The following is an 18,737-nucleotide window of genomic DNA, read 5'->3' as shown; positions in this document are numbered from 1 at the left end:
AAAACTTTCGATACTTTCGAGGCTATCCAGTCGTGCAACCGGTATGGCCTATTAATGCCTGTCTTTTCGGAATGCCACAGTGAACAAGTTCACTTTAGCTAAAATTATTTAGGATTTTTTCCAATCGAAGAAACCGGGGCCTGCCTGACGAAGCAGAGTGTCGGCCATTTCCCAGCCCATCTCGGTGGCGTCTTCAATTGCGCCCGTTGTGTTTTCCGCAATGGCCTCGGATCCGTCGGGGCGCAGAACCTCGCCCCGCAGCCGCATTTGACCGTTCTCGATTTCGCAAAGCCCGGCGATCGGGGTCTCGCAAGATCCGTCCAGCCCGGCCAGTAGCGCACGCTCCGCTGTCAGACGTTGACCGGTTTCAGCGTGATGAATCGCTTCAAGCAGTTCGGCGGCCCGGCTGTCTGTTTCGCGGCGTTCAATGCCGATCGCGCCTTGCGCGATGGCGGGCAGCATATCGTCCGTCGAAATCGCGGTGGCAGGGACGTCCTCCATCCCCAGTCTACGGATGCCGGCCATGGCCAGAAAGGTGCAATCAGCCACGCCGTCCGCCAGTTTCTTCAGGCGGGTCTGCACGTTGCCGCGAAATTCGACCACATTCAGGTCTGGGCGGCGGTTCAGCAATTGTGCCCGACGCCGCAGGGACGATGTGCCGACAACGGCGCCCTCGGGCAGGTCGTGGATCGAGGTGAATTGCGGGGAAATGAACGCATCGCGCACATCCTCGCGCGGCAGGAATGTATCCAGCACCAGCCCAGCGGGCTGTTCGACGGGCATATCCTTGGTCGAATGGACGGCGATGTCGATATCGCCGCGCAGCATCGCCTCTTCGATTTCCTTGGTGAAAAGGCCCTTGTTGCCGATCTCTTTCAACGGGCGATCTGCATCGATCATGGCGCGGTTGTCGCCGGTGGTTTTGATCACCACTATCTCAAACGCCTCATCGCTCAACCCAAATGCATTGCGCAGCCTCTGGCGGGTCTCATAAGCTTGTGCCAAAGCCAGCGGAGAGCCTCGGGTGCCAATTTTCAGCGGCGATGCGGGGGTGGGCAGAGTCAGTGTCATGGACACCAGCTTTAGTCGCGTCACATTGCCCTGACAATGGGGGCAGTGCTTGACAAATTGCCACTGAGCGCAGACCCGTGGATGAAACGCAAGATTGAGGGCAATGATGGCTGAGACGAAGAAATTGCTGCGGGCACTGGCCGGAGAGGTTCAGGACATTCCGCCGATCTGGATGATGCGTCAAGCCGGGCGGTATCTACCGGAATATCGGGCAACACGCGCGCAAGCCGGGGATTTCCTGTCGCTGTGCTACAATCCCGAACTGGCGGCCGAGGTGACGTTGCAGCCCATTCGCCGCTATGGGTTTGACGCCGCGATCCTGTTTGCCGACATCCTTCTGGTTCCTCAAGCGCTGGGGGCAGATTTGTGGTTTGTAACAGGCGAAGGCCCGCGCTTGTCGACGATCACCCAGCAATCCGACTTTGACGTGTTGAAGCCCGTTGAGGACATTCATGAGACCCTGTCCCCGGTCTATGAAACCGTGCGTATCCTGTCGAAGGAATTGCCGTCCGAGACCACGTTGATCGGGTTTGCAGGCGCGCCGTGGACTGTCGCGACCTATATGATCGCAGGGCGTGGCACGCCTGATCAGGGGCCTGCGCATGCGCTGCGCGAGGAGAAAAACGCTCTGTTCGAGGCTCTGTTGGAGCGGATCACACTGGCGACGATCGAGTATCTGTCGGCTCAGATCCAAGCCGGGGCCGAGGTGGTCAAGATCTTTGACAGCTGGGCTGGGTCGCTGAAAGGCGACGCTTTCCAGAAATACGCGGTTGAGCCGTGTCGTGTGATCACGCAGGCCATTAAGGCACGCCATCCCGGTATTCCAGTCATTGGCTTCCCGCGTGAAGCGGGCGAGGGCTATGTTGGGTTTGCCAAGGCAACCGGTGTGGATTGTGTGGCGTTGGACAACTCGGTCGCGCCTGACTGGGCGGCGGCGCATGTGCAGGTGGACGGTTGTGTGCAGGGGAACCTGGCCTCGTCCCATATGGTGACGGGCGGTCAGGCGCTGGTGGATGAGACGCGGCGGATTGTTGAGGCGTTCTCCAAAGGACCGCATATCTTCAACCTCGGCCATGGGATTACGCCGGATGCGGATCCTGAGAACGTGCAATTGATGATCGACACGGTGCGCGGGCGGTAAAGGGAAGGGGGTCAGCCCCCTTCTTGGCCTGTGGCCAATTCACCCCCCGGGATATTTTTGGCCAGATGAAGAGGCGGATCGGTCTTGGCCGGAGAGTTCGTCCAGAATGTCTTGCGTGTGTTCGCCTCGGGCCGGGCTGGGTTTGGCACTCCATTGCGTGTTCAAAAAACGGGGCGCTGCGGCGGCTTGCAAGGTGCCATCCACAGATTGCCAGGTTTGGCGGGTGGTGTTCATGGGGTGGTTTTTCGCCTCAATCGGGTCAAGGACCGGGGCGACGCAGGCATTGGTTTCGTGAAACAGCGCGGCCCATTGATCTCGGGGCTTGGTCAGGAATAGGTCCGTCAGTTTCTTCGTTTGGTCCGGCCAGAGTTTTGGGTTGAATTGCTCCTGCAACTCGGCGTTTTGTGACAGGCCCAGAACGTTCAGGAATTCGGCGTAGAATTTTGGCTCAAGGCATTGGACCGTGACGAAGCCATCATCGGCGCAGCGGTAGGTGCGGCTCCAATGTGGACCGTCAAGCAGGCTTTGGCCGCGCGTCTCGGACAGGTTTCCGGTTTGGCGCATGCTCATCAGCAGGTTCATCATATGCGCCGAACCATCGTAGATGGCCGCGTCGACGACGGTGCCCTGACCGGTGTGCTGGGCGTTGAGCAAACCGGCGAGGAGGCCGGTGACCAGATACATCGCGCCGCCGCCAATGTCTCCGACGAGAGTAGCTGGGGTTTGCGGCGGTGTTTCAGGTTGCGCCGCGTACCAAAGCGCGCCCGAAAGGGCGATGTAGTTGAGGTCATGCCCGGCGGTGTGTGACAAGGGGCTGTCCTGTCCCCAACCGGTCATGCGTCCGTAGACCAGTTTGGGGTTCAGCGCATGGCAGATGTCGGTCCCCAGTCCCAATTTCTCCATCACGCCGGGGCGGAAGCCTTCGATCAGTGCGTCGGCGGTGGTGATGAGTTCCTTGGCGGTGTTCAGGTCGGTTGCATCCTTTAGATCAAGCGCAATGGACCGTTTGCCCCGGTCCAGCACCGAGCGTTCCGGCATGCCGGGTGTCACACTGCCGCCCTTGCGATGGATGGTGATCACATCTGCACCGAGATCAGCCAGCAGCATGGCCGCGAAGGGGCCGGGGCCCAGGCCTTCGATCTCGATAATGCGTATTCCGTTCAGCATGGATCTCTCCGGTATATGCAGCGTTCCCCGGACCCTACAGCAATTCTGCGCAGAGCTCTGTGCGAAATTGGCCTGTTCCACCGGGAGGCGAAACGATAGGGTCTCTGCCAGAACGGGGAAACAGGCATGACTACCATTTTGTCGATCAAGGATTTGCGCAAATCCTATGCGGACGGGTTTGAGGCGCTGAAAGGCGTGTCGCTGGACATCGAGGAAGGTGAAATCCTTGCTCTGCTCGGGCCGAACGGGGCGGGGAAGACAACGCTGATCTCGACCATTTGCGGGATCACCACACCGACCTCGGGCAGTGTCTCGGTTGGCGGGCACGATATCCAGGCCGAGTTCCGCGCCGCCCGCAAAATGATCGGTCTGGTGCCGCAGGAAATCGCGTTGGAGCCGTTCGAGAAGGTCTATAATACGGTGCGGTTTTCCCGAGGGCTGTTTGGCTATGGCAATGACAGCGCGCGGATCGAAGAGATCCTGCGCAAACTGTCGTTGTGGGATAAACGCAAGAACGCGATCAAGGAACTTTCCGGGGGCATGAAGCGCCGGGTTCTGATCGCCAAGGCCTTAGCCCATGAACCGCGCATTCTGTTTCTGGATGAGCCCACCGCCGGTGTCGATGTCGAGCTACGCAAGGATATGTGGGAGATCGTCGCCGAGCTGAAGCAGGCGGGCGTCACCATCATTTTGACAACGCACTACATCGAAGAAGCCGAAGCCATCGCTGACCGTGTGGGTGTCATCGACAAAGGTGAGCTGCTGCTGGTGCAGGACAAGAAAACCTTGATGGCGCAGATGGGTAAGAAACAGATCGAGGTCATGCTGACCGAGCCGATCGCGGCAATCCCGGACGGTTTGGCCGCGCATAATCTGGTTTTGAACGGAAATGGCGATGCGCTGATCTATACCTATGACACCAATGCGGATCGGACCGGGATCACAACGCTGCTGAATGACGTGGCCCAATCGGGGCTGGTTCTGAGGGATGTGCAGACGAGGCAATCCAGTCTCGAAGAGATCTTCGTCAATCTGGTATCGGGAGAGGCCGCATGAACTGGACCGCCATTGCCGCCATCTACCGGTTTGAGATGGCTCGCTTCTTCCGCACCTTGGCCCAGAGCTTTCTGTCGCCGGTCTTGTCGACCTCGCTGTATTTCGTGGTCTTTGGCACGGCCATCGGCAGCCGGATTCAAGAGGTGGAGGGCGTATCATACGGGGCATTCATCGTGCCCGGGCTGATCATGTTGTCGGTGGTCATGCTGGCGATCTCGAACGCGTCGTTCGGGATCTATTTTCCAAAGTTTCTGGGCACGATCTATGAGTTACTCTCGGCCCCGGTCAATTTCATCGAGATTGTCATAGGTTACGTAGGCGCGGCCGCCACCAAGGCGCTATTCGTCGGTCTGGTGATCCTTGCGACGGCGACATTCTTTGTCGATATCCGGATTGAGCATCCGCTGGCGATGGCCGCGTTTTTGGTGCTGTCTTGCCTCAGCTTTTCGCTTTTGGGGTTCATAATCGGAATATGGGCCAGCAATTTTGAGCAGATGTCGCTGGTGCCGCAGTTGGTTGTCACGCCGCTGATCTTTCTGGGCGGCACGTTCTATTCGATCTCGATGCTGCCGCCGCTGTGGCAGACGATCACCCTGTTCAACCCTGTGGTCTATCTGATTTCCGGCTTTCGCTGGTCGTTCTATGGGCTGGCTGATGTGCCGATCGTGTTCAGCCTTTTAGCCATCGTGGCCTTCACCGGACTGTGTCTTGCGATCATCTGGTGGATCTTCAAAACCGGTTGGCGCATCCGCAGCTAGATCGCTTTGCGTTTGATTTGAACCGAAATGCGCTGTCTCTCCCTATGCTCGAACGCGCATCTCGGTGGCATTGTGTCAGCTACAACGCAAAACGCTTTATGGCGTTGCATTTTTGCCCATCGGTGTGAGGAAATTGTCTAACGCCGCGTTTTGCGTTCGGCGAGTCCCTTGTTTAGCCGATGGGGGCACTCTACATCGGCACCCATGAAACTCAGCCTGCCTTTTATCAAAAAACCGCCCGTTGTGGCCATCGTTCGCCTGTCCGGTGCCATCGGCATGGCCGGGCGCGGCGCGTTGAATGATACCTCGCTGGCACCTGTGCTGGAAAAGGCCTTTCGCAAAGGCAAGCCTGCGGCTGTCGCGCTCGAGGTCAACTCGCCTGGTGGATCGCCTGTGCAAAGCTCTCTGATCGGCGCGCGTATCCGACGGCTGTCGGACGAGCTTGAGATACCGGTGGTGGCCTTTGTCGAAGACGTTGCGGCCTCGGGCGGGTATTGGCTGGCGGCGGCAGCGGATGAGATCTGGGCCGATGACAGCTCGGTTCTTGGGTCGATCGGGGTGATCTCGGCCGGGTTTGGCGCACATGAATTTCTGGTGAAGCAGGGTTTTGAGCGGCGCGTTCATACGGCCGGGAAATCTAAATCCATGCTCGACCCGTTCCGCCCGGAAAAGGAAGAGGATGTCGCGCGGCTGGAACGCCTTTTGGAAGACATCCACGAGAATTTCATCACCCATGTCAAAACCCGTCGTGGGGACAAGCTGGACGCGGATGCTGATCTGTTCACGGGTGAGATCTGGCTGGCGCGACGCGCGCAGGAGCTGGGCTTGATCGAAGGCATCGCCCATCTGAAACCCAAGATGCAGGAGCGTTTCGGCGACAAGGTGAAGTTCCGCCGCTACGGCGTGCGTAAACCACTTTGGTCACGTTTCGGGGCCGCACTGGCGCAGAACGCCGTAGCGGGGCTAGAGGAGCGGGCGGCCTTCGCGCGTTTCGGTCTGTAACGTGATCATCAAGATCGTCACTCTGTTTCTGGTCGCCATGGGTGTTTTGGCGATGTTCGGCAAGCTGCGCTTTCCGGGGCAAAATCGGTTGAGTTCTGCCAAATGTCCGCGTTGCGGTCGGTTCAGGATCGGCAAAGGCCCCTGCGCCTGTGAAAAAGGAGGCCGGACATGACGGCATGGCTGCTCTCCGGCCTCGGATTGGTGATCTTGCTGCTGGCAGGTGATGCGCTGGTGCGCGGTGCGGTTAACCTAAGCCTGCGGCTGGGTGTGCCCGCCTTGATCGTCAGTCTGACGATCGTTGCCTTTGGCACTTCGGCACCTGAGTTGCTGATTGCGATCAGCGCGGTGAAGGAGAACGCACCGGGCATCGCATTGGGTAACGTCGTCGGCTCCAACACCGCGAATATCCTTTTGGTTCTGGGCCTGCCTGCCTTGTTGGCAACGCTGCACACCAGCGAATGCGATAGCCGCAAGAACTACGTCTTCATGCTGTTGGCGAGCGTCCTGTTCATTGGCCTGGCCTTCTGCGGGGTGTTCAATCTGATCAGCGGTGCCATTTTGCTGGCTGCCCTTGGGCTAGTATTGTGGAACGCGTTTCGCGAAGCCAAGGCGCATCGCAAGGCCTGCGCTGATGCAGCCGGGGCATGTGGCGACGACGAAGAGCTGGACGGTTTGGAAGAGGCCGATCCGAATATGCCCTATTGGAAGATATCGATCTACGTGGTCCTTGGCTTGATCGGTCTGCCCATGGGCGCGCATCTATTGGTCGAAAACGCCACCGAAATCGCCCTGATGTACGGGATCACCGAAACGGTGATCGGGTTGACACTTGTGGCTGTCGGAACGTCTCTGCCTGAACTGGCAACGACCGTTATGGCGGCGCTTCGGCGTCAGGCGGATGTGGCGCTTGGCAACGTGATCGGCTCGAACATGTTCAACCTGCTGGCCATCGTTGGCATTGCCACGTGGTTCGGCAGCATCCCGGTTGATCCGGAATTCCTTGAATTCGACCTGTGGGTCATGCTGGGCGCCTCGCTGCTGCTGATCCCGTTTGTGTTCTTCAAACAGGATATTTCCCGGATCTGGGGTCTGGTGTTGACTTTCCTTTATGCGCTTTATGTCACCACATTGCTGATGTGATCTGACGGAAAGAGGTATCCATGTCCCGAGCGCTAGTAACCGGAGCCGGCATCCGCTTGGGCCGAGCCATGGCCCTTTATCTGGCAGGGCGCGGGTATGATGTCGCCGTACACTATGCGACCTCGGAACAGCCCGCGGCTGAGACGGTTGCAGACGTCCAGGCGCTGGGCCGCAAAGCTGTGGCGTTGCAGGCCGACCTGCTGGATGAGGAACAGGTGACCGCCCTGCTGCCCCGCGCGGCTGAGGCTTTGGGCGGGCCGATCACATGTCTGGTCAATAACGCGTCGGTTTTTGAGTATGACAATATCCATACAGCTACGCGCAAAAGCTGGGACCGGCATATCGACAGCAACCTGCGCGCACCCTTTGTTCTGACTCAGGCCATGGCCGAACAGGGCTTGCAACCTGAGACGGATGCGCAGGGAGAGCCGCAGGCATCCGGCTTGATCGTCAACATGGTTGATATGCGGGTGCGGAAACTGACGCCTGAATTCATGAGCTACACCATCGCCAAGATGGGCCTGTGGGCGCTGACGCGCACGGCTGCCCAAGCGCTGACACCCGCAATCCGCGTCAACGCCATCGGTCCCGGACCGACCATGCAGGGACATCGTCAGAGCGAACAGCACTTCAAAACGCAGCGCTCCAACACAGTGCTGGAGCGGGGCTCGAACCCGTCAGATATCACCGCAGCTTTGGGCTATTTTCTGGATGCGCATGCCGTCACTGGGCAACTTTTGTGTGTGGATGGTGGTCAGCATCTGGGATGGCAAACGCCGGACGTACTGGGCGTAGAATAAGTAAATCCGCTGCAAGTTTTGCACCGCTCTCGTTTGCGTTACTTAGTCGTTACAAAAACGTCTTATTTTTCATACACTTGCTAAGCGTGTAAAAAAATAGCAATAAAAAACAATCACTTAAGTGTATGCCTGTTTTTTGTGCAAATTGACGAACAAGCAAGGAAACAAGGAAGATTCTACGCTCACGGAAACTTATCTTCATACTTATCCACAGAAACCGTGGATTTGTTTTCTCTTGAACTGAAGCGCCCAAGATTGCAGCCATAGACAGAGAATCATATCTCAGGCCCATGACAACCCAGGACGAATCGACACCCGAGCTTCAGCCCACCGGCTATGCCTGCATCCAGCGCTATGTGAAAACGCTGGACAGCTCGCCCGGTGTGTATCGGATGTTGGATGCGGACAGTCGGGTTTTGTATGTGGGTAAGGCGCGGAACCTTAAGGCGCGGGTGTCGAACTATACGCGGCCTGGGCACTCGGGACGGATCGAGAAAATGATCGCCTCAACTGCCTCAATGATGTTCCTGACCACAAGGACCGAGACCGAGGCGCTGCTGCTGGAGCAAAACCTGATCAAGCAGCTCAAGCCCAAGTACAACGTGCTGCTGCGCGACGACAAGAGTTTCCCGAACATTCTGGTCGCCAAGGATCATGCTTATCCTCAGATCAAAAAGCATCGTGGCGCCAAGAAAGAGAAGGGCGCGTATTTCGGCCCTTTTGCCAGCGCAGGTGCTGTAAACCGGACGCTGAACCAGCTGCAAAAAGCGTTTCTTCTACGCAACTGCTCGGATTCCATGTTCGATAGCCGCACGCGCCCATGTCTTCTCTATCAGATCAAGCGGTGTTCGGGGCCATGCGTCGGGCTGATCTCGGAAGCCGACTACCGCGAAAGCGTCAAGGATGCAAAACGTTTCCTGTCGGGTCGGTCCACCAAGGTGCAGGAGGAGTTGGCCGAACAGATGATGGCCGCCTCCGAGGCGATGGAGTTCGAACGCGCCGCCGGTCTGCGGGATCGTATCCGTGCGCTGACGCAGGTGCAGACCAGTCAGGGCATTAACCCGCGCGGTGTGACTGAGGCGGATGTGATTGGCCTCTATATGGATAGCGGGCAGGCCTGTGTGCAGGTGTTTTTCATCCGCGCGAACCAGAACTGGGGGAACAAGGATTTCTACCCTCGCGTCGGTGCGGATGTGTCCCCGGCTGAGGTGATGGAGGCGTTCCTCGGTCAGTTCTACGACAACAAAGAGCCGCCCCGACAATTGATCCTGTCAGATGGGATCGAGAACGCCGATCTGATGCAAGAGGCATTGTCCGAAAAGGCGGGCCGCAAGGTTGAAATCCTTGTGCCCCAGCGCGGTGAGAAACAGGAACTGGTCGCGGGTGCCCTGCGCAACGCGCGTGAATCTCTGGCGCGCCGTATGTCGGAAAGCGCCACACAGGCCAAGCTGCTGCGCGGTGTGGCTGAGGCGTTTGATCTGGACAACCCGCCGGGTCGAATTGAGGTCTACGACAACTCGCATATTCAGGGCACCAATGCAGTCGGCGGCATGATCGTCGCTGGCCCCGAGGGCTTCATGAAAAACGCCTATCGCAAGTTCAACATCCGCGGCGACGACCTCACGCCCGGTGATGACTTCGGGATGATGAAAGAGGTGCTGACCCGCCGCTTCACCCGTCTGCAAAAGGAAGACCCGGATCGTGAAAAGGGCATGTGGCCCGATCTCCTGTTGATCGACGGCGGGGCCGGGCAGGTGAGTGCCGTGCATGAGATCATGGTCGAACATGGCGTCGAAGACATCCCGATGGTCGGCGTGGCAAAGGGCGTCGACCGGGATCACGGCAAAGAGGAATTCCACCGGATCGGTCAGCGTGCATTTGCCCTAAAGCGCAACGACCCCGTGCTGTATTTCATCCAGCGCCTGCGGGATGAGGCGCACCGATTTGCCATCGGTACCCACCGCGCAAAACGGGCCAAGGCCGTTGGCGCGACGCCACTTGACGAAATCCCCGGTGTTGGGGCCGCTCGCAAACGTGCGCTGCTCACTCATTTCGGCAGTGCCAAGGCTGTTAGCCGGGCCAATCTGGCGGATCTGAAAGCGGTCGAAGGGATCTCGGCCGGGTTGGCGCAGAAGGTCTATGATTTCTTCCACGACAAGGGCTAGGCCTTTCGGCCGCGCCATAGGATGTAAAGCCCCGAGACCACGATCAGCGCGCTGCCGATCCACATAGTCTGATCCAACCTCTCGCCAAACATCACCACGCCCAGCCCGACGCCAAACAGCAGGCGGGAATAGCGGAACGGTGTAACGGCCGAGACCTCACCGGTTCGCATGGCCTTCATGAGCGAGGCATAGGCGGCAGTGCCCATCAGGATCGCTCCGCCCACGTGCAGGCTCGTGTTCAGGTCCAGCGGAGCCATCGGCACCCCTTCCCAGACCTGATAGGCCAGACCAGCCACGATGATGCAGAGGAAGCCGTAAAAACCCAAGACCTCGGTCCCCAGTGTCGCGGGCGCGGCGCGGCTGGCCAGATCACGCCCGGCGAAGCCCAGCATGCCCAGAACGGCCAGGATCGACAGGGCCGAGAAGCTGTCTCCGGTCGGTTGAATGATGACCACGACGCCGATCAGACCGACCAGAATGGCACTCCACCGTCGCCAGCCGACAGTTTCGCCGAAAAACAGCGCGGCACCTGCCACCACGACCAAAGGGGTCGCCTGCAGGATCACGGTCGCCGCTGACAAAGGCGTCAGCGTGATCGCCAGCACATAGAACATCCGTCCCAGAATCTCGAAGAGAACGCGCACCTTCATGGGCCGTGACAGCACATCCCGATGCAACAAGCTGGCGCCACGCAGCAGGGCGACGGCGGCAAAGATGATCGCGCCACCGGCACCGAACAGGATCAGGATCTGCCAGATCGGCAAATGCGCCGAGGCGCCTTTCAACAGCGCATCCTCGAGCGCGAACAGTGCCATGCCCGCGATCATCCATGCGCTTCCGATCAGGTTGGATCGGGGGTCGGTTCGAATATGTGCGGTCATGGTCTTCCGTCGCTGCTGAGCCGTGCGCCAATCTGACCGCAAAGCCGCCGTGGGCCAAGCTGTATCTGGCCGAGAGCTCCCGGTTGCGACCCTTTGACTTTTTGCCCCACAACCCTCTGTGAACCGGTCAGTTTTTCATTTGTCTGTCTTTTCTGTCCTTGGGCGGCGATGTAGTGTCGGTTCATGAAGTGGAACTTGCCCAATATTCTGACCTTGCTCCGCCTGCTGGCAGCGCCCGGTCTGGCTGTGATGTTTTTGTATTTCACCCGTCCCTATGCGGACTGGTTCGCGCTGATCTTGTTCATGTCTGCCGCGATCACCGACTGGTTCGATGGTTACTTGGCGCGGGCATGGAAGCAGGAAACCAAGATGGGTGCGATGCTGGATCCGATTGCCGACAAGGCCATGGTGGTGATCGCGCTGATGATCCTAGTCGGCTATTCGACCGAGCATTGGACCCCGTGGCTGGTGCTGCCCGCCACCGTGATCCTATTTCGCGAAGTGTTCGTCTCGGGACTGCGTGAATATCTGGGTGATGTCGCCGGAACGCTCAAGGTGACCAAACTGGCCAAGTGGAAGACCACGGCCCAGATGTTTGCCATCGCCATCCTGTTCTCGCAGGGGATATTCGAGCACAATTTCGTCATGGCCACCTTCGGCATGGACCCTACGATCATAGATCAGGTCCTGACCGGAGAGGTTGAGGACATCAACAACATCCGCTGGCACCTTGAGGGAATGTTCTGGTCAGGACGCATTGGCCTGTGGCTGCTGTGGATTGCCGCCACGCTGACATTGATCAGCGGCTATGACTACCTACGTAAAGCCATGCCGCATCTGAAGGAGAGCTAACCGATGGACGTGCTGTATTTCGCCTGGGTCCGCGAACGCATCGGCCTGCCGAAAGAAAAGGTCGAAACACAAGCTGCGACCGTGTCTGATCTGGTAGCTGAACTCAGCGCGCGTGAGGATCGTTATGCCGCGGCCTTTGCTGATCTGTCTGCGCTTCGAGTGGCCTTGGATCAGGAGCTGTCCGATTTTGACGCTCCTCTGGCCGGCGTGCGTGAGGTTGCGTTCTTCCCGCCAATGACGGGCGGCTGAGATGCGGATCTCGGTTCAGGAAGAGGCGTTTGATCTGGGTGCCGAGGCCAATGCCTTTGCAGCAGGCGACGACGCCAACGGGGCGATCGTGACCTTTACGGGTGTCGTGCGCGATCTGGCCTCGGGCGATCTGGATGTGATGGAGATCGAACATTACCCCGGCATGACCGAACGCGCGCTGACCAAGATCGCGCAGGAGGCCAAGGAGCGTTGGTCGTTGGGCGATGTTCTGGTGATCCACCGCCACGGTAGGCTGGCTCCGGGTGATCGGATCATGATGGTCGCGACAGCCGCACCGCATCGCAAGGATGCGTTCGAGGCGGCAGAATATCTGATGGACTACCTGAAATCCCGCGCACCGTTCTGGAAGAAAGAGATCACCAATTCCGGTGCCGAATGGGTGGCCGCGAAGGACGAAGACGAAGATGCCCTGACGCGGTGGTAAAGGTCGGCTCCGGCACCCGTTTCCAAGTGCCGGGCCAAATGGAATAGCTTAGCTATTCTGCTCCGTATTGCAGGTCCGCGCCGCCTCGATCGCTTTCAAGGTGCCATCAAGACTTACGGTAAATCCGCTCTCTTTTTCCGGGAAGACTGTCATATCGTACTTTTTCATGACGTCCTCAACGAATTGCGGGTTGTTGGCCAGAATGTAGCCTCCTGTATACCCTTCCGCGAGATGCTTGGTCTTCTTGTAGGCTTTGGCTTCGTAGACATTACCATCCAGCGACAGGATGATGTCTTCCTTTTTGCCTTTCAAGCCAATGTCATTCTGAGTGAAGACACCAAGGTATCCCATTTCCTGATCCTTGGTCAGGCCCATTTGTACGACGTTGTTGTTTTCGTCGACACGCTCAATGAGGCAAGAGCCGCGGGTATCATCCACATAGATGGTCCAGCCGGATTCCTCGCCCCATTTCGAAAACGTGTCATTCTCGGAAGGGATCACATCGCTCGAGGCGAAGGCGGCAGTTGTGCCAAATGCGGCAAGGGTAGCGGCGGTCTTTAAAGTAACTTGGAAATTCATGATAGACTCCAGTTTTACAGAAAAAGGACAGTTCCGTGTGCAGGCAAAAACACACTCATTCATTATGTTGAATTTGTTGCAAAACTAAAGAAACCGGAGTCGGATCGGCTAAAACCCGCCGACCCAAGCCGCTCAGGCGCTTTGGGTTTAGACCGAGACGCGAAGACTCTGCCGCGCTTCCAACAGTCTTGGAACGTCCGTGTTGCCGGATGACTCAGGTAAAATCCGAAGCACCATCATTAACTCCGATGGCGGTGCATGCTCCCGTTTGGTCGTCTGAACGGAGCGCGAGAAAAAGACTCAGCGGGTCGTATTAGTCCGCGTTGTTGATGCGTCCGCGCATTTCTTCAGCCTCTTGCCGGGCGGCGCGGAGGCCGTCCATGGCGGCGGCCAGTTCTGCCTCGGTTTGGGTCAGCTGGTTGGTCAGCTCGGCTTCGCGCTGCTGCAGATAGGTGATGGCCTGATCGCGGGTTTCCTCGGCCTCGTGCAGTTCCTGGCTCATACGGTCCAGATCGGCGACGTCACTTTGGCGCACGCGGGACAGGCGATGGGCCAGCCAGTTGGCAAACCATCCCATGCAGAAAGCCGCGAACAGGATGACGGCGGTGGCGATGATGAATTCTACTCTGTTCAACTTACTGGTCCTCTGCTTCCGCATCCGGCGCGGTCGTCTCGGTCTGGTCTTCTGATGCGGACGTCTCGGTCTCGTCTTCCGCCCCGGTCTCAAGCGCCTCGAGGCCGGTTTCCGAGGCCTCGGTGGGTTCCGGCCGGATCAGGCGGAACTCAATCCGGCGGTTTTCTTCGCGGCCCTCTTCGGTGTCATTGTCGGCGATTGGCTGTGTTTCGCCATAGCCGACGGCCGTATAGCTTGAGGTCGGAATGCGCCGTCCGCGTAACTCGTTCAGGATCGACTGCGCCCGCGCTTGGCTGAGCTGCTGGTTCATCTCTTCACGGCCCTGGCTGTCGGTATGGCCCTGAATCTCCATCCGGATCGGGCCGCAATCACGTAAGATATCGGCGATCTGATTGACCGTATCGCGCGACTCCGCAGCAATCGTGGCCGAACCCGGCTCGAACGCGATTTTGCTGGTGGCCTGAATTTCAGCGATACCTTCTTCACAAAGTTCAGGATCGGGCAGGGCGTCTTCGGGTTCGGGCGGGGCGACATAGGTGATCGACAGGGTGAAGTTCTGCGCATCGCCCAGCTTGTCCGAAAGCAGACCGGCGATCCGGGCCTTGGCTTCTTCATCATGGCTGATGCCGTTCAGGTCGACCAACTCGGGCGTTACAGTCAATGCACCGTTATGCAGTTGGGACAGGGCCTCAAGCCCGGCCAGAACACGTACGGGCCAGTCCATCGGCAAATCCGAGGTGATACGGGTCGCGGTATAGACATTGTCGGACCCAAACGCCGCGCGGGCATAGCTGTCGACCATGTCGCGCAGAACGTCATCACCGACGCGGCCGCGCAATTGGATCAGGCCCTCAGGGCTGCGGGTGGCAGAGAACTCGACGGGCCCGGTCTCATCCGCAACCTCGGGTTCAGGCAGCACGGCATGCAGGGCGAACACCTCGGGCAACGCGTTTTCCAGCTCACCCACCACGCGGTCGAACAGCGCCGGGTTCGTGCCTTGAGCTGCGACCAGAGTGATATCCGCATCCGACATTGTCACCGATCCTTGCCCGATTTCGGCAAGTGCGTTGATGCTCTGTTCTGCGGCTTCTGCCCAGCGGGGGGAGGGCACACCCAGACCAATGGTGCAGAAGGAGGGTCCGGCAAGACCGGCCTCCTCCGCCGCTGCGATGATCTGATCGCGGGCGTCTTCATCCTGGGCAGAACAGGCGTCGAACTGGCCTCCGGCCTCGTCAATCAGGTAGCGTAGGGTGAAGGGCGTGATCACCGGGCGTGGGGCTGATATGGACAGACCGATCCGCACGCTTGGTGGAGCGGCGCGGGTCAGGTCTTGCTCCAGCCGCTCTTTTTCTTGCTGGCTGTTGGCAATCGCGGTGATCCGGACAAGGCCGGGGCTGGCCGAGATCTTGGCGCGCGGCAGATCGGACAGGGCCAGCACGGCATAGGCCAGCGCATCGTCCCAGCCATCGGGTTTCGGGTAGTCGGCGGTCTCAACCAGGTCCGAGACGGAATGGTCGCTGTCCAGCGCCTGCAACCCGTCCATAAGTGACTCGCGATCCTCGCTGGCCGGTATCAGGCCGATCACCGAGACACCGCTGTCATTGCGCAGGATTTCCACGGAAAACCTGGGGGCGGCCAGTGCCGACGTGGCGGCCACATCCATCTCATCTATCACCCTGGAGGTGTCGACCTCGGTTCCGGCAGCGGTCAGGGCATTGAAGCGGATCGCCTCATCCGGCGCGGTGCCTGTGAGTATGACGCGCAGACCGTCGGATTCGACCTCGGCCCAGTTGTGACCTTTCAGGTCCAGCGCACGTCGGACGGCGAATTCCGAGGCGTCTTCGACCTTTGTCACGGCAAAGCCCGCAGCCAAAAGGGACAGTCCGGCAGAGACGAGAAAGATCAGGCAAACAGCTACAAAATAGGGCAGACGCATATGCAGGCTTCAGACTCCTCGGGCGTTTGGGCGGGGTTGTACAGGCCCCGGCGCGCAGGTGCAATCAGAGCAGCAACGCGACGCAGAGGAAGATCAGCGGAATTAGGCCGGTATCCCGGTTTGACCGGAATAGCATCAGCAATTTGGCATTGTCCTCGATGTTCAGATTGCGCAGCTGCCACAACATATGCCAGCCCATGGCCCATGGCCCGCCCAATGCAATCGTGACAATCCAGAACGGCGAATCCGGCACACCTGCGTCGATGATCGCCAGCCCCATCAGCGAGACTGTGGCGATCAGAAAATACTTGAGCCATCTGGCCGTATCCGCCCCGAACAACCGCGCAGTGGATTTGACACCGATCAGCGCGTCGTCCTCGGTATCCTGATGAGCATAGATCGTGTCATAGAACAGCGTCCACGCGATACCCGCCAGATACAGCATCACCGCAGGCCAGCCCAGCCATCCAGTATGGGCCACCCAGGCCAGCAGCGCACCCCAGTTGAAGGCAAGTCCCAGAAACACCTGCGGCCACCACGTAAACCGTTTCGCAAAGGGATAGAGGGCAACTGGCGCTAGCGACAGAACGCCCATGAGGATAGCGCCTGTATTGAAGCTGAGCAGAATCCCCAGCGATATCAGCGCCTGCAGACCCATCCAGATCACGGCTTGTCGCACGCTGACCTGACCCGAGGGGATCGGGCGGGATTTTGTACGCTCGACCTGTGCGTCGAAATGGCGGTCGGTGATGTCATTCCACGTGCATCCCGCGCCGCGCATCAAAAAGGCTCCAATAGCACAGCCGATCGCGATCCATGCATCCTCCAGCCGCGCTGTGCCATCGCTGAGGATCGCCAGCGCCAGCCCCCACCAGCAAGGGATCAGCAACAGCCAAGTTCCGATGGGCCGGTCCGCCCGGCTCAGCCGCAGGTAGGGGCGGGTGAAGGCGGGCGCGCGGGTGTCCACCCAATTGCCGGAGACAGCATCAGCGACCTGACCGTCTGGTGTTGGAGCATTGCCTTGCATATGTAGGGTCTCATGAGTGCGAAGATCAGACTGTATGTAGAGCAGCCCTTGGGTCAGGGGCAATCGGTTCCTTTGACGCGTGAGCAGGCGCATTACCTGTTCGGCGTGATGCGGCAAACCATCGGCGCGCAGATTGCGCTGTTCAATGGCCGGGATGGCGAATGGCTGGCCGAAGTCTCTGAGACGGGCAAGCGCGGCGGCGTTCTGTCCTGCCTGCAGCAGACCAAGCCTTTGCAACTGCCACCGGATTTGTGGTTCCTGTTTGCACCGATCAAGAAGGCGCGCACGGATTTCATTGTCGAGAAGGCTGCAGAAATGGGGGCCGCACGCATCCTGCCTGTGCAGACGGAGTACACAAACTCCGAGCGTATCCGGCAGGACCGGCTTCAGGCGCATGCGGTCGAGGCCGCCGAGCAATGTGGCGGAACTTTTGTGCCCGAGGTCGCGGATCTGCAAAAACTGGACCGCGTGCTGGATAGTTGGCCTCAGGATCGGCAATTGATGTTCTGCAATGAGGCCGAGGTCGGTTCAGCCCTACGGCTGGCCGCGCAGGAAAAAGGTCAACCCTGGGCCATTCTGATTGGCCCCGAAGGCGGGTTCTCGGACCAAGAGCGCGCCCGTTTGACCGCGCTGCCCTTTTCGCACGTGGTCAGCCTCGGCCCGCGCATTCTGCGCGCGGATACGGCGGCGGTAGCCGCGCTGACCATTTGGCAGCAGGCCTTGGGGGATTGGCTTTAGCCAAGTTTAATTTCGGCTATTCCCTCAGGATTGCGAACAATAGGCCCTGTTTAGTGGAATTGCACTTAAAGTAAGTGCAATCCGACAAAAACGATCGCCGAAGAGCGCTTTTTCTGAAACCGTTTTCAAGTGTTGAGGCGCAGCTCTCAATGCGACATCAATCATATGAATGTTTGAAGGCCTAGATCTCAGGCCAAGCCTTTGAAAGTAAACTGCCTCTTCAGGGTCCGAAAAGCATCAAAATGTTGACTAAATTTTAATTTCTCTATTTCTTGATTTAATGTGAACTTAACAAGTGAAGTGGACGCCGCTGGTCGTCATGAAAAACGCGCTGATTGATTTCGTTGATGCTTTGGCCGGACTCACCTCCGCAGAAGACCGATGGAATGAAGCAGTCGCGCAGTCTCAGAAACAGGGTATTGAGGCGATCCTAGTCGGTGAGGCCGACGGGATCAAAAAGCAGATCTTCTGGATGAACACCAACATGCCAGAAGACTGGATCACAGAGTATCTCGAAGAAGACTACATGTCGGTGGACGCCATGCTTGAGAATTTGGCCTGGCAGAACGAATACCACATTGTTGAATCCGGCCAGATGAAACGCATTGATGCGCGATCTGACAAGGAATACGCCCTGGATCACGGGTTGAAATCTGCCGGCCTGGCCTCATTGATCGGGTCTCGCTTTGGCGAGCCTGGGCGGCGCGGGGTCTATGTGACGCTGTGTTCTAGCGACAGTATGAAAGCCGCGCATAACAACAGTTCCGTCGATTTGACGATGCTGTCGGCCTTGCTGGCCACTGCCATTACAGAACCCATTCACTCACCAGCAAATCTGAGGTTAAAAGCAATGACCCAGGTCCTTTCACAACGTCAACAAGAAGTATTGGAGTTGCTGGCCAACGGGTGTCAGACGGCCCGCATCGCTGAACGCCTCAACATCAGCGAAGCGGCAGTTAACAAACATTTCTCACTAGCGCGCAAGGCGTTGGGCGCGTCTACCCGTGAACAGGCGCTCGCCATAGCTTTGAAAGAAAACCTAATTAACCTGTGAAGGTATAAATATCTCTACCTTGGGCGAACGCCGCCTGTTTCC

19 protein-coding genes are annotated in these 18,737 nt (G+C 58.5%); 12 read left to right on the top strand and 7 right to left on the bottom strand.

Annotated elements, in window-relative coordinates:
* Positions 1 to 108: 108 nt before the first annotated feature.
* On the bottom strand, positions 109 to 1,071 hold the full coding sequence (gene hemC, locus ACR0NO_RS11370; RefSeq protein WP_480724003.1) for a hydroxymethylbilane synthase: 963 nt from the start codon (positions 1,069 to 1,071) through the stop codon (positions 109 to 111).
* A gap of 106 nt (positions 1,072 to 1,177) precedes the next feature.
* Here hemC and hemE point away from each other — a divergent pair, with 106 nt between their 5' ends.
* Positions 1,178 to 2,212, top strand: a complete 1,035-nt coding sequence (hemE, locus tag ACR0NO_RS11365; RefSeq protein WP_480724002.1) for a uroporphyrinogen decarboxylase — start codon at positions 1,178 to 1,180, stop codon at positions 2,210 to 2,212.
* A 39-nt stretch (positions 2,213 to 2,251) separates the two neighbouring features.
* On the opposite strand, the gene ACR0NO_RS11360 is transcribed toward hemE, so the two are convergent.
* Positions 2,252 to 3,379 carry a CaiB/BaiF CoA transferase family protein gene (locus ACR0NO_RS11360; RefSeq protein WP_480724001.1) on the bottom strand — a complete coding sequence of 376 codons (1,128 nt, stop codon included), beginning with the start codon at positions 3,377 to 3,379 and terminating at the stop codon, positions 2,252 to 2,254.
* Positions 3,380 to 3,505: 126 nt separating this feature from the next.
* On the opposite strand from ACR0NO_RS11360, the gene ACR0NO_RS11355 reads away from it, so the two are divergent.
* From ACR0NO_RS11355 to uvrC, 6 genes are all read left to right on the top strand, one after another.
* Positions 3,506 to 4,435: an ABC transporter ATP-binding protein gene (locus ACR0NO_RS11355; protein WP_170553853.1), complete on the top strand. Its 930-nt coding sequence runs from the start codon at positions 3,506 to 3,508 to the stop codon at positions 4,433 to 4,435.
* Entirely contained in the window at positions 4,432 to 5,193 is a 762-nt protein-coding gene (locus ACR0NO_RS11350) for an ABC transporter permease (RefSeq protein WP_170379180.1), read from the top strand. Before ACR0NO_RS11355 ends, ACR0NO_RS11350 begins: the two co-directional genes overlap by 4 nt.
* A gap of 204 nt (positions 5,194 to 5,397) precedes the next feature.
* A complete protein-coding gene (locus tag ACR0NO_RS11345) occupies positions 5,398 to 6,195 on the top strand; it encodes a S49 family peptidase (protein WP_480724000.1) in 798 nt (265 codons plus the stop codon).
* A gap of 168 nt (positions 6,196 to 6,363) precedes the next feature.
* Positions 6,364 to 7,335, top strand: coding sequence for a calcium/sodium antiporter (locus ACR0NO_RS11340; protein ID WP_480723999.1), 972 nt, complete (start codon positions 6,364 to 6,366; stop codon positions 7,333 to 7,335).
* Between the two features lie 20 nt (positions 7,336 to 7,355).
* Complete coding sequence (locus ACR0NO_RS11335) at positions 7,356 to 8,135, top strand: SDR family oxidoreductase (RefSeq protein ID WP_480723998.1); 780 nt, start codon at positions 7,356 to 7,358, stop codon at positions 8,133 to 8,135.
* A 290-nt stretch (positions 8,136 to 8,425) separates the two neighbouring features.
* A complete protein-coding gene (gene uvrC / locus ACR0NO_RS11330; RefSeq protein WP_480723997.1) occupies positions 8,426 to 10,300 on the top strand; it encodes an excinuclease ABC subunit UvrC in 1,875 nt (624 codons plus the stop codon).
* Here uvrC and ACR0NO_RS11325 read toward each other — a convergent pair.
* Positions 10,297 to 11,181, bottom strand: a complete 885-nt coding sequence (locus ACR0NO_RS11325) for a DMT family transporter (RefSeq protein WP_480723996.1) — start codon at positions 11,179 to 11,181, stop codon at positions 10,297 to 10,299. The two genes, uvrC and ACR0NO_RS11325, sit on opposite strands and share 4 nt — an antisense overlap.
* A gap of 183 nt (positions 11,182 to 11,364) precedes the next feature.
* On the opposite strand from ACR0NO_RS11325, the gene pgsA reads away from it, so the two are divergent.
* From pgsA to ACR0NO_RS11310, 3 genes are read left to right on the top strand one after another with little or no spacing between them, the layout of a single operon-like run.
* A complete protein-coding gene (pgsA, locus tag ACR0NO_RS11320; RefSeq protein WP_480723995.1) occupies positions 11,365 to 12,033 on the top strand; it encodes a CDP-diacylglycerol--glycerol-3-phosphate 3-phosphatidyltransferase in 669 nt (222 codons plus the stop codon).
* A gap of 3 nt (positions 12,034 to 12,036) precedes the next feature.
* Positions 12,037 to 12,282: a molybdopterin converting factor subunit 1 gene (gene moaD, locus ACR0NO_RS11315; RefSeq protein WP_170379166.1), complete on the top strand. Its 246-nt coding sequence runs from the start codon at positions 12,037 to 12,039 to the stop codon at positions 12,280 to 12,282.
* A gap of 1 nt (position 12,283) precedes the next feature.
* Positions 12,284 to 12,727, top strand: coding sequence for a molybdenum cofactor biosynthesis protein MoaE (locus ACR0NO_RS11310; protein WP_480723994.1), 444 nt, complete (start codon positions 12,284 to 12,286; stop codon positions 12,725 to 12,727).
* Positions 12,728 to 12,775: 48 nt separating this feature from the next.
* Here the strand turns inward: ACR0NO_RS11310 and ACR0NO_RS11305 are convergent, their stop codons facing one another.
* The 4 genes from ACR0NO_RS11305 to ubiA all read right to left on the bottom strand — a co-directional run bounded on the left by ACR0NO_RS11305 (position 12,776) and on the right by ubiA (position 16,903).
* Positions 12,776 to 13,306, bottom strand: coding sequence for a hypothetical protein (locus tag ACR0NO_RS11305; RefSeq protein WP_170553823.1), 531 nt, complete (start codon positions 13,304 to 13,306; stop codon positions 12,776 to 12,778).
* A 313-nt stretch (positions 13,307 to 13,619) separates the two neighbouring features.
* Positions 13,620 to 13,940: a hypothetical protein gene (locus ACR0NO_RS11300; RefSeq protein WP_170379160.1), complete on the bottom strand. Its 321-nt coding sequence runs from the start codon at positions 13,938 to 13,940 to the stop codon at positions 13,620 to 13,622.
* Position 13,941: 1 nt separating this feature from the next.
* Positions 13,942 to 15,876 (bottom strand): OmpA family protein, encoded by a 1,935-nt coding sequence (locus ACR0NO_RS11295; protein WP_480723993.1) that lies wholly within the window; start codon positions 15,874 to 15,876, stop codon positions 13,942 to 13,944.
* A gap of 64 nt (positions 15,877 to 15,940) precedes the next feature.
* Positions 15,941 to 16,903, bottom strand: coding sequence for a 4-hydroxybenzoate octaprenyltransferase (ubiA, locus tag ACR0NO_RS11290; RefSeq protein ID WP_480723992.1), 963 nt, complete (start codon positions 16,901 to 16,903; stop codon positions 15,941 to 15,943).
* A 12-nt stretch (positions 16,904 to 16,915) separates the two neighbouring features.
* Here ubiA and ACR0NO_RS11285 point away from each other — a divergent pair, with 12 nt between their 5' ends.
* Both ACR0NO_RS11285 and ACR0NO_RS11280 read left to right on the top strand, forming a co-directional pair.
* Complete coding sequence (locus tag ACR0NO_RS11285) at positions 16,916 to 17,641, top strand: 16S rRNA (uracil(1498)-N(3))-methyltransferase (protein ID WP_480723991.1); 726 nt, start codon at positions 16,916 to 16,918, stop codon at positions 17,639 to 17,641.
* A gap of 319 nt (positions 17,642 to 17,960) precedes the next feature.
* Positions 17,961 to 18,695 (top strand): helix-turn-helix transcriptional regulator, encoded by a 735-nt coding sequence (locus ACR0NO_RS11280; protein WP_480723990.1) that lies wholly within the window; start codon positions 17,961 to 17,963, stop codon positions 18,693 to 18,695.
* Positions 18,696 to 18,737 lie beyond the last annotated feature (42 nt).

Source organism: Ruegeria sp. CL3, assembly GCF_056536505.1.
This window is presented reverse-complemented; position numbering and strand designations above follow the sequence as displayed.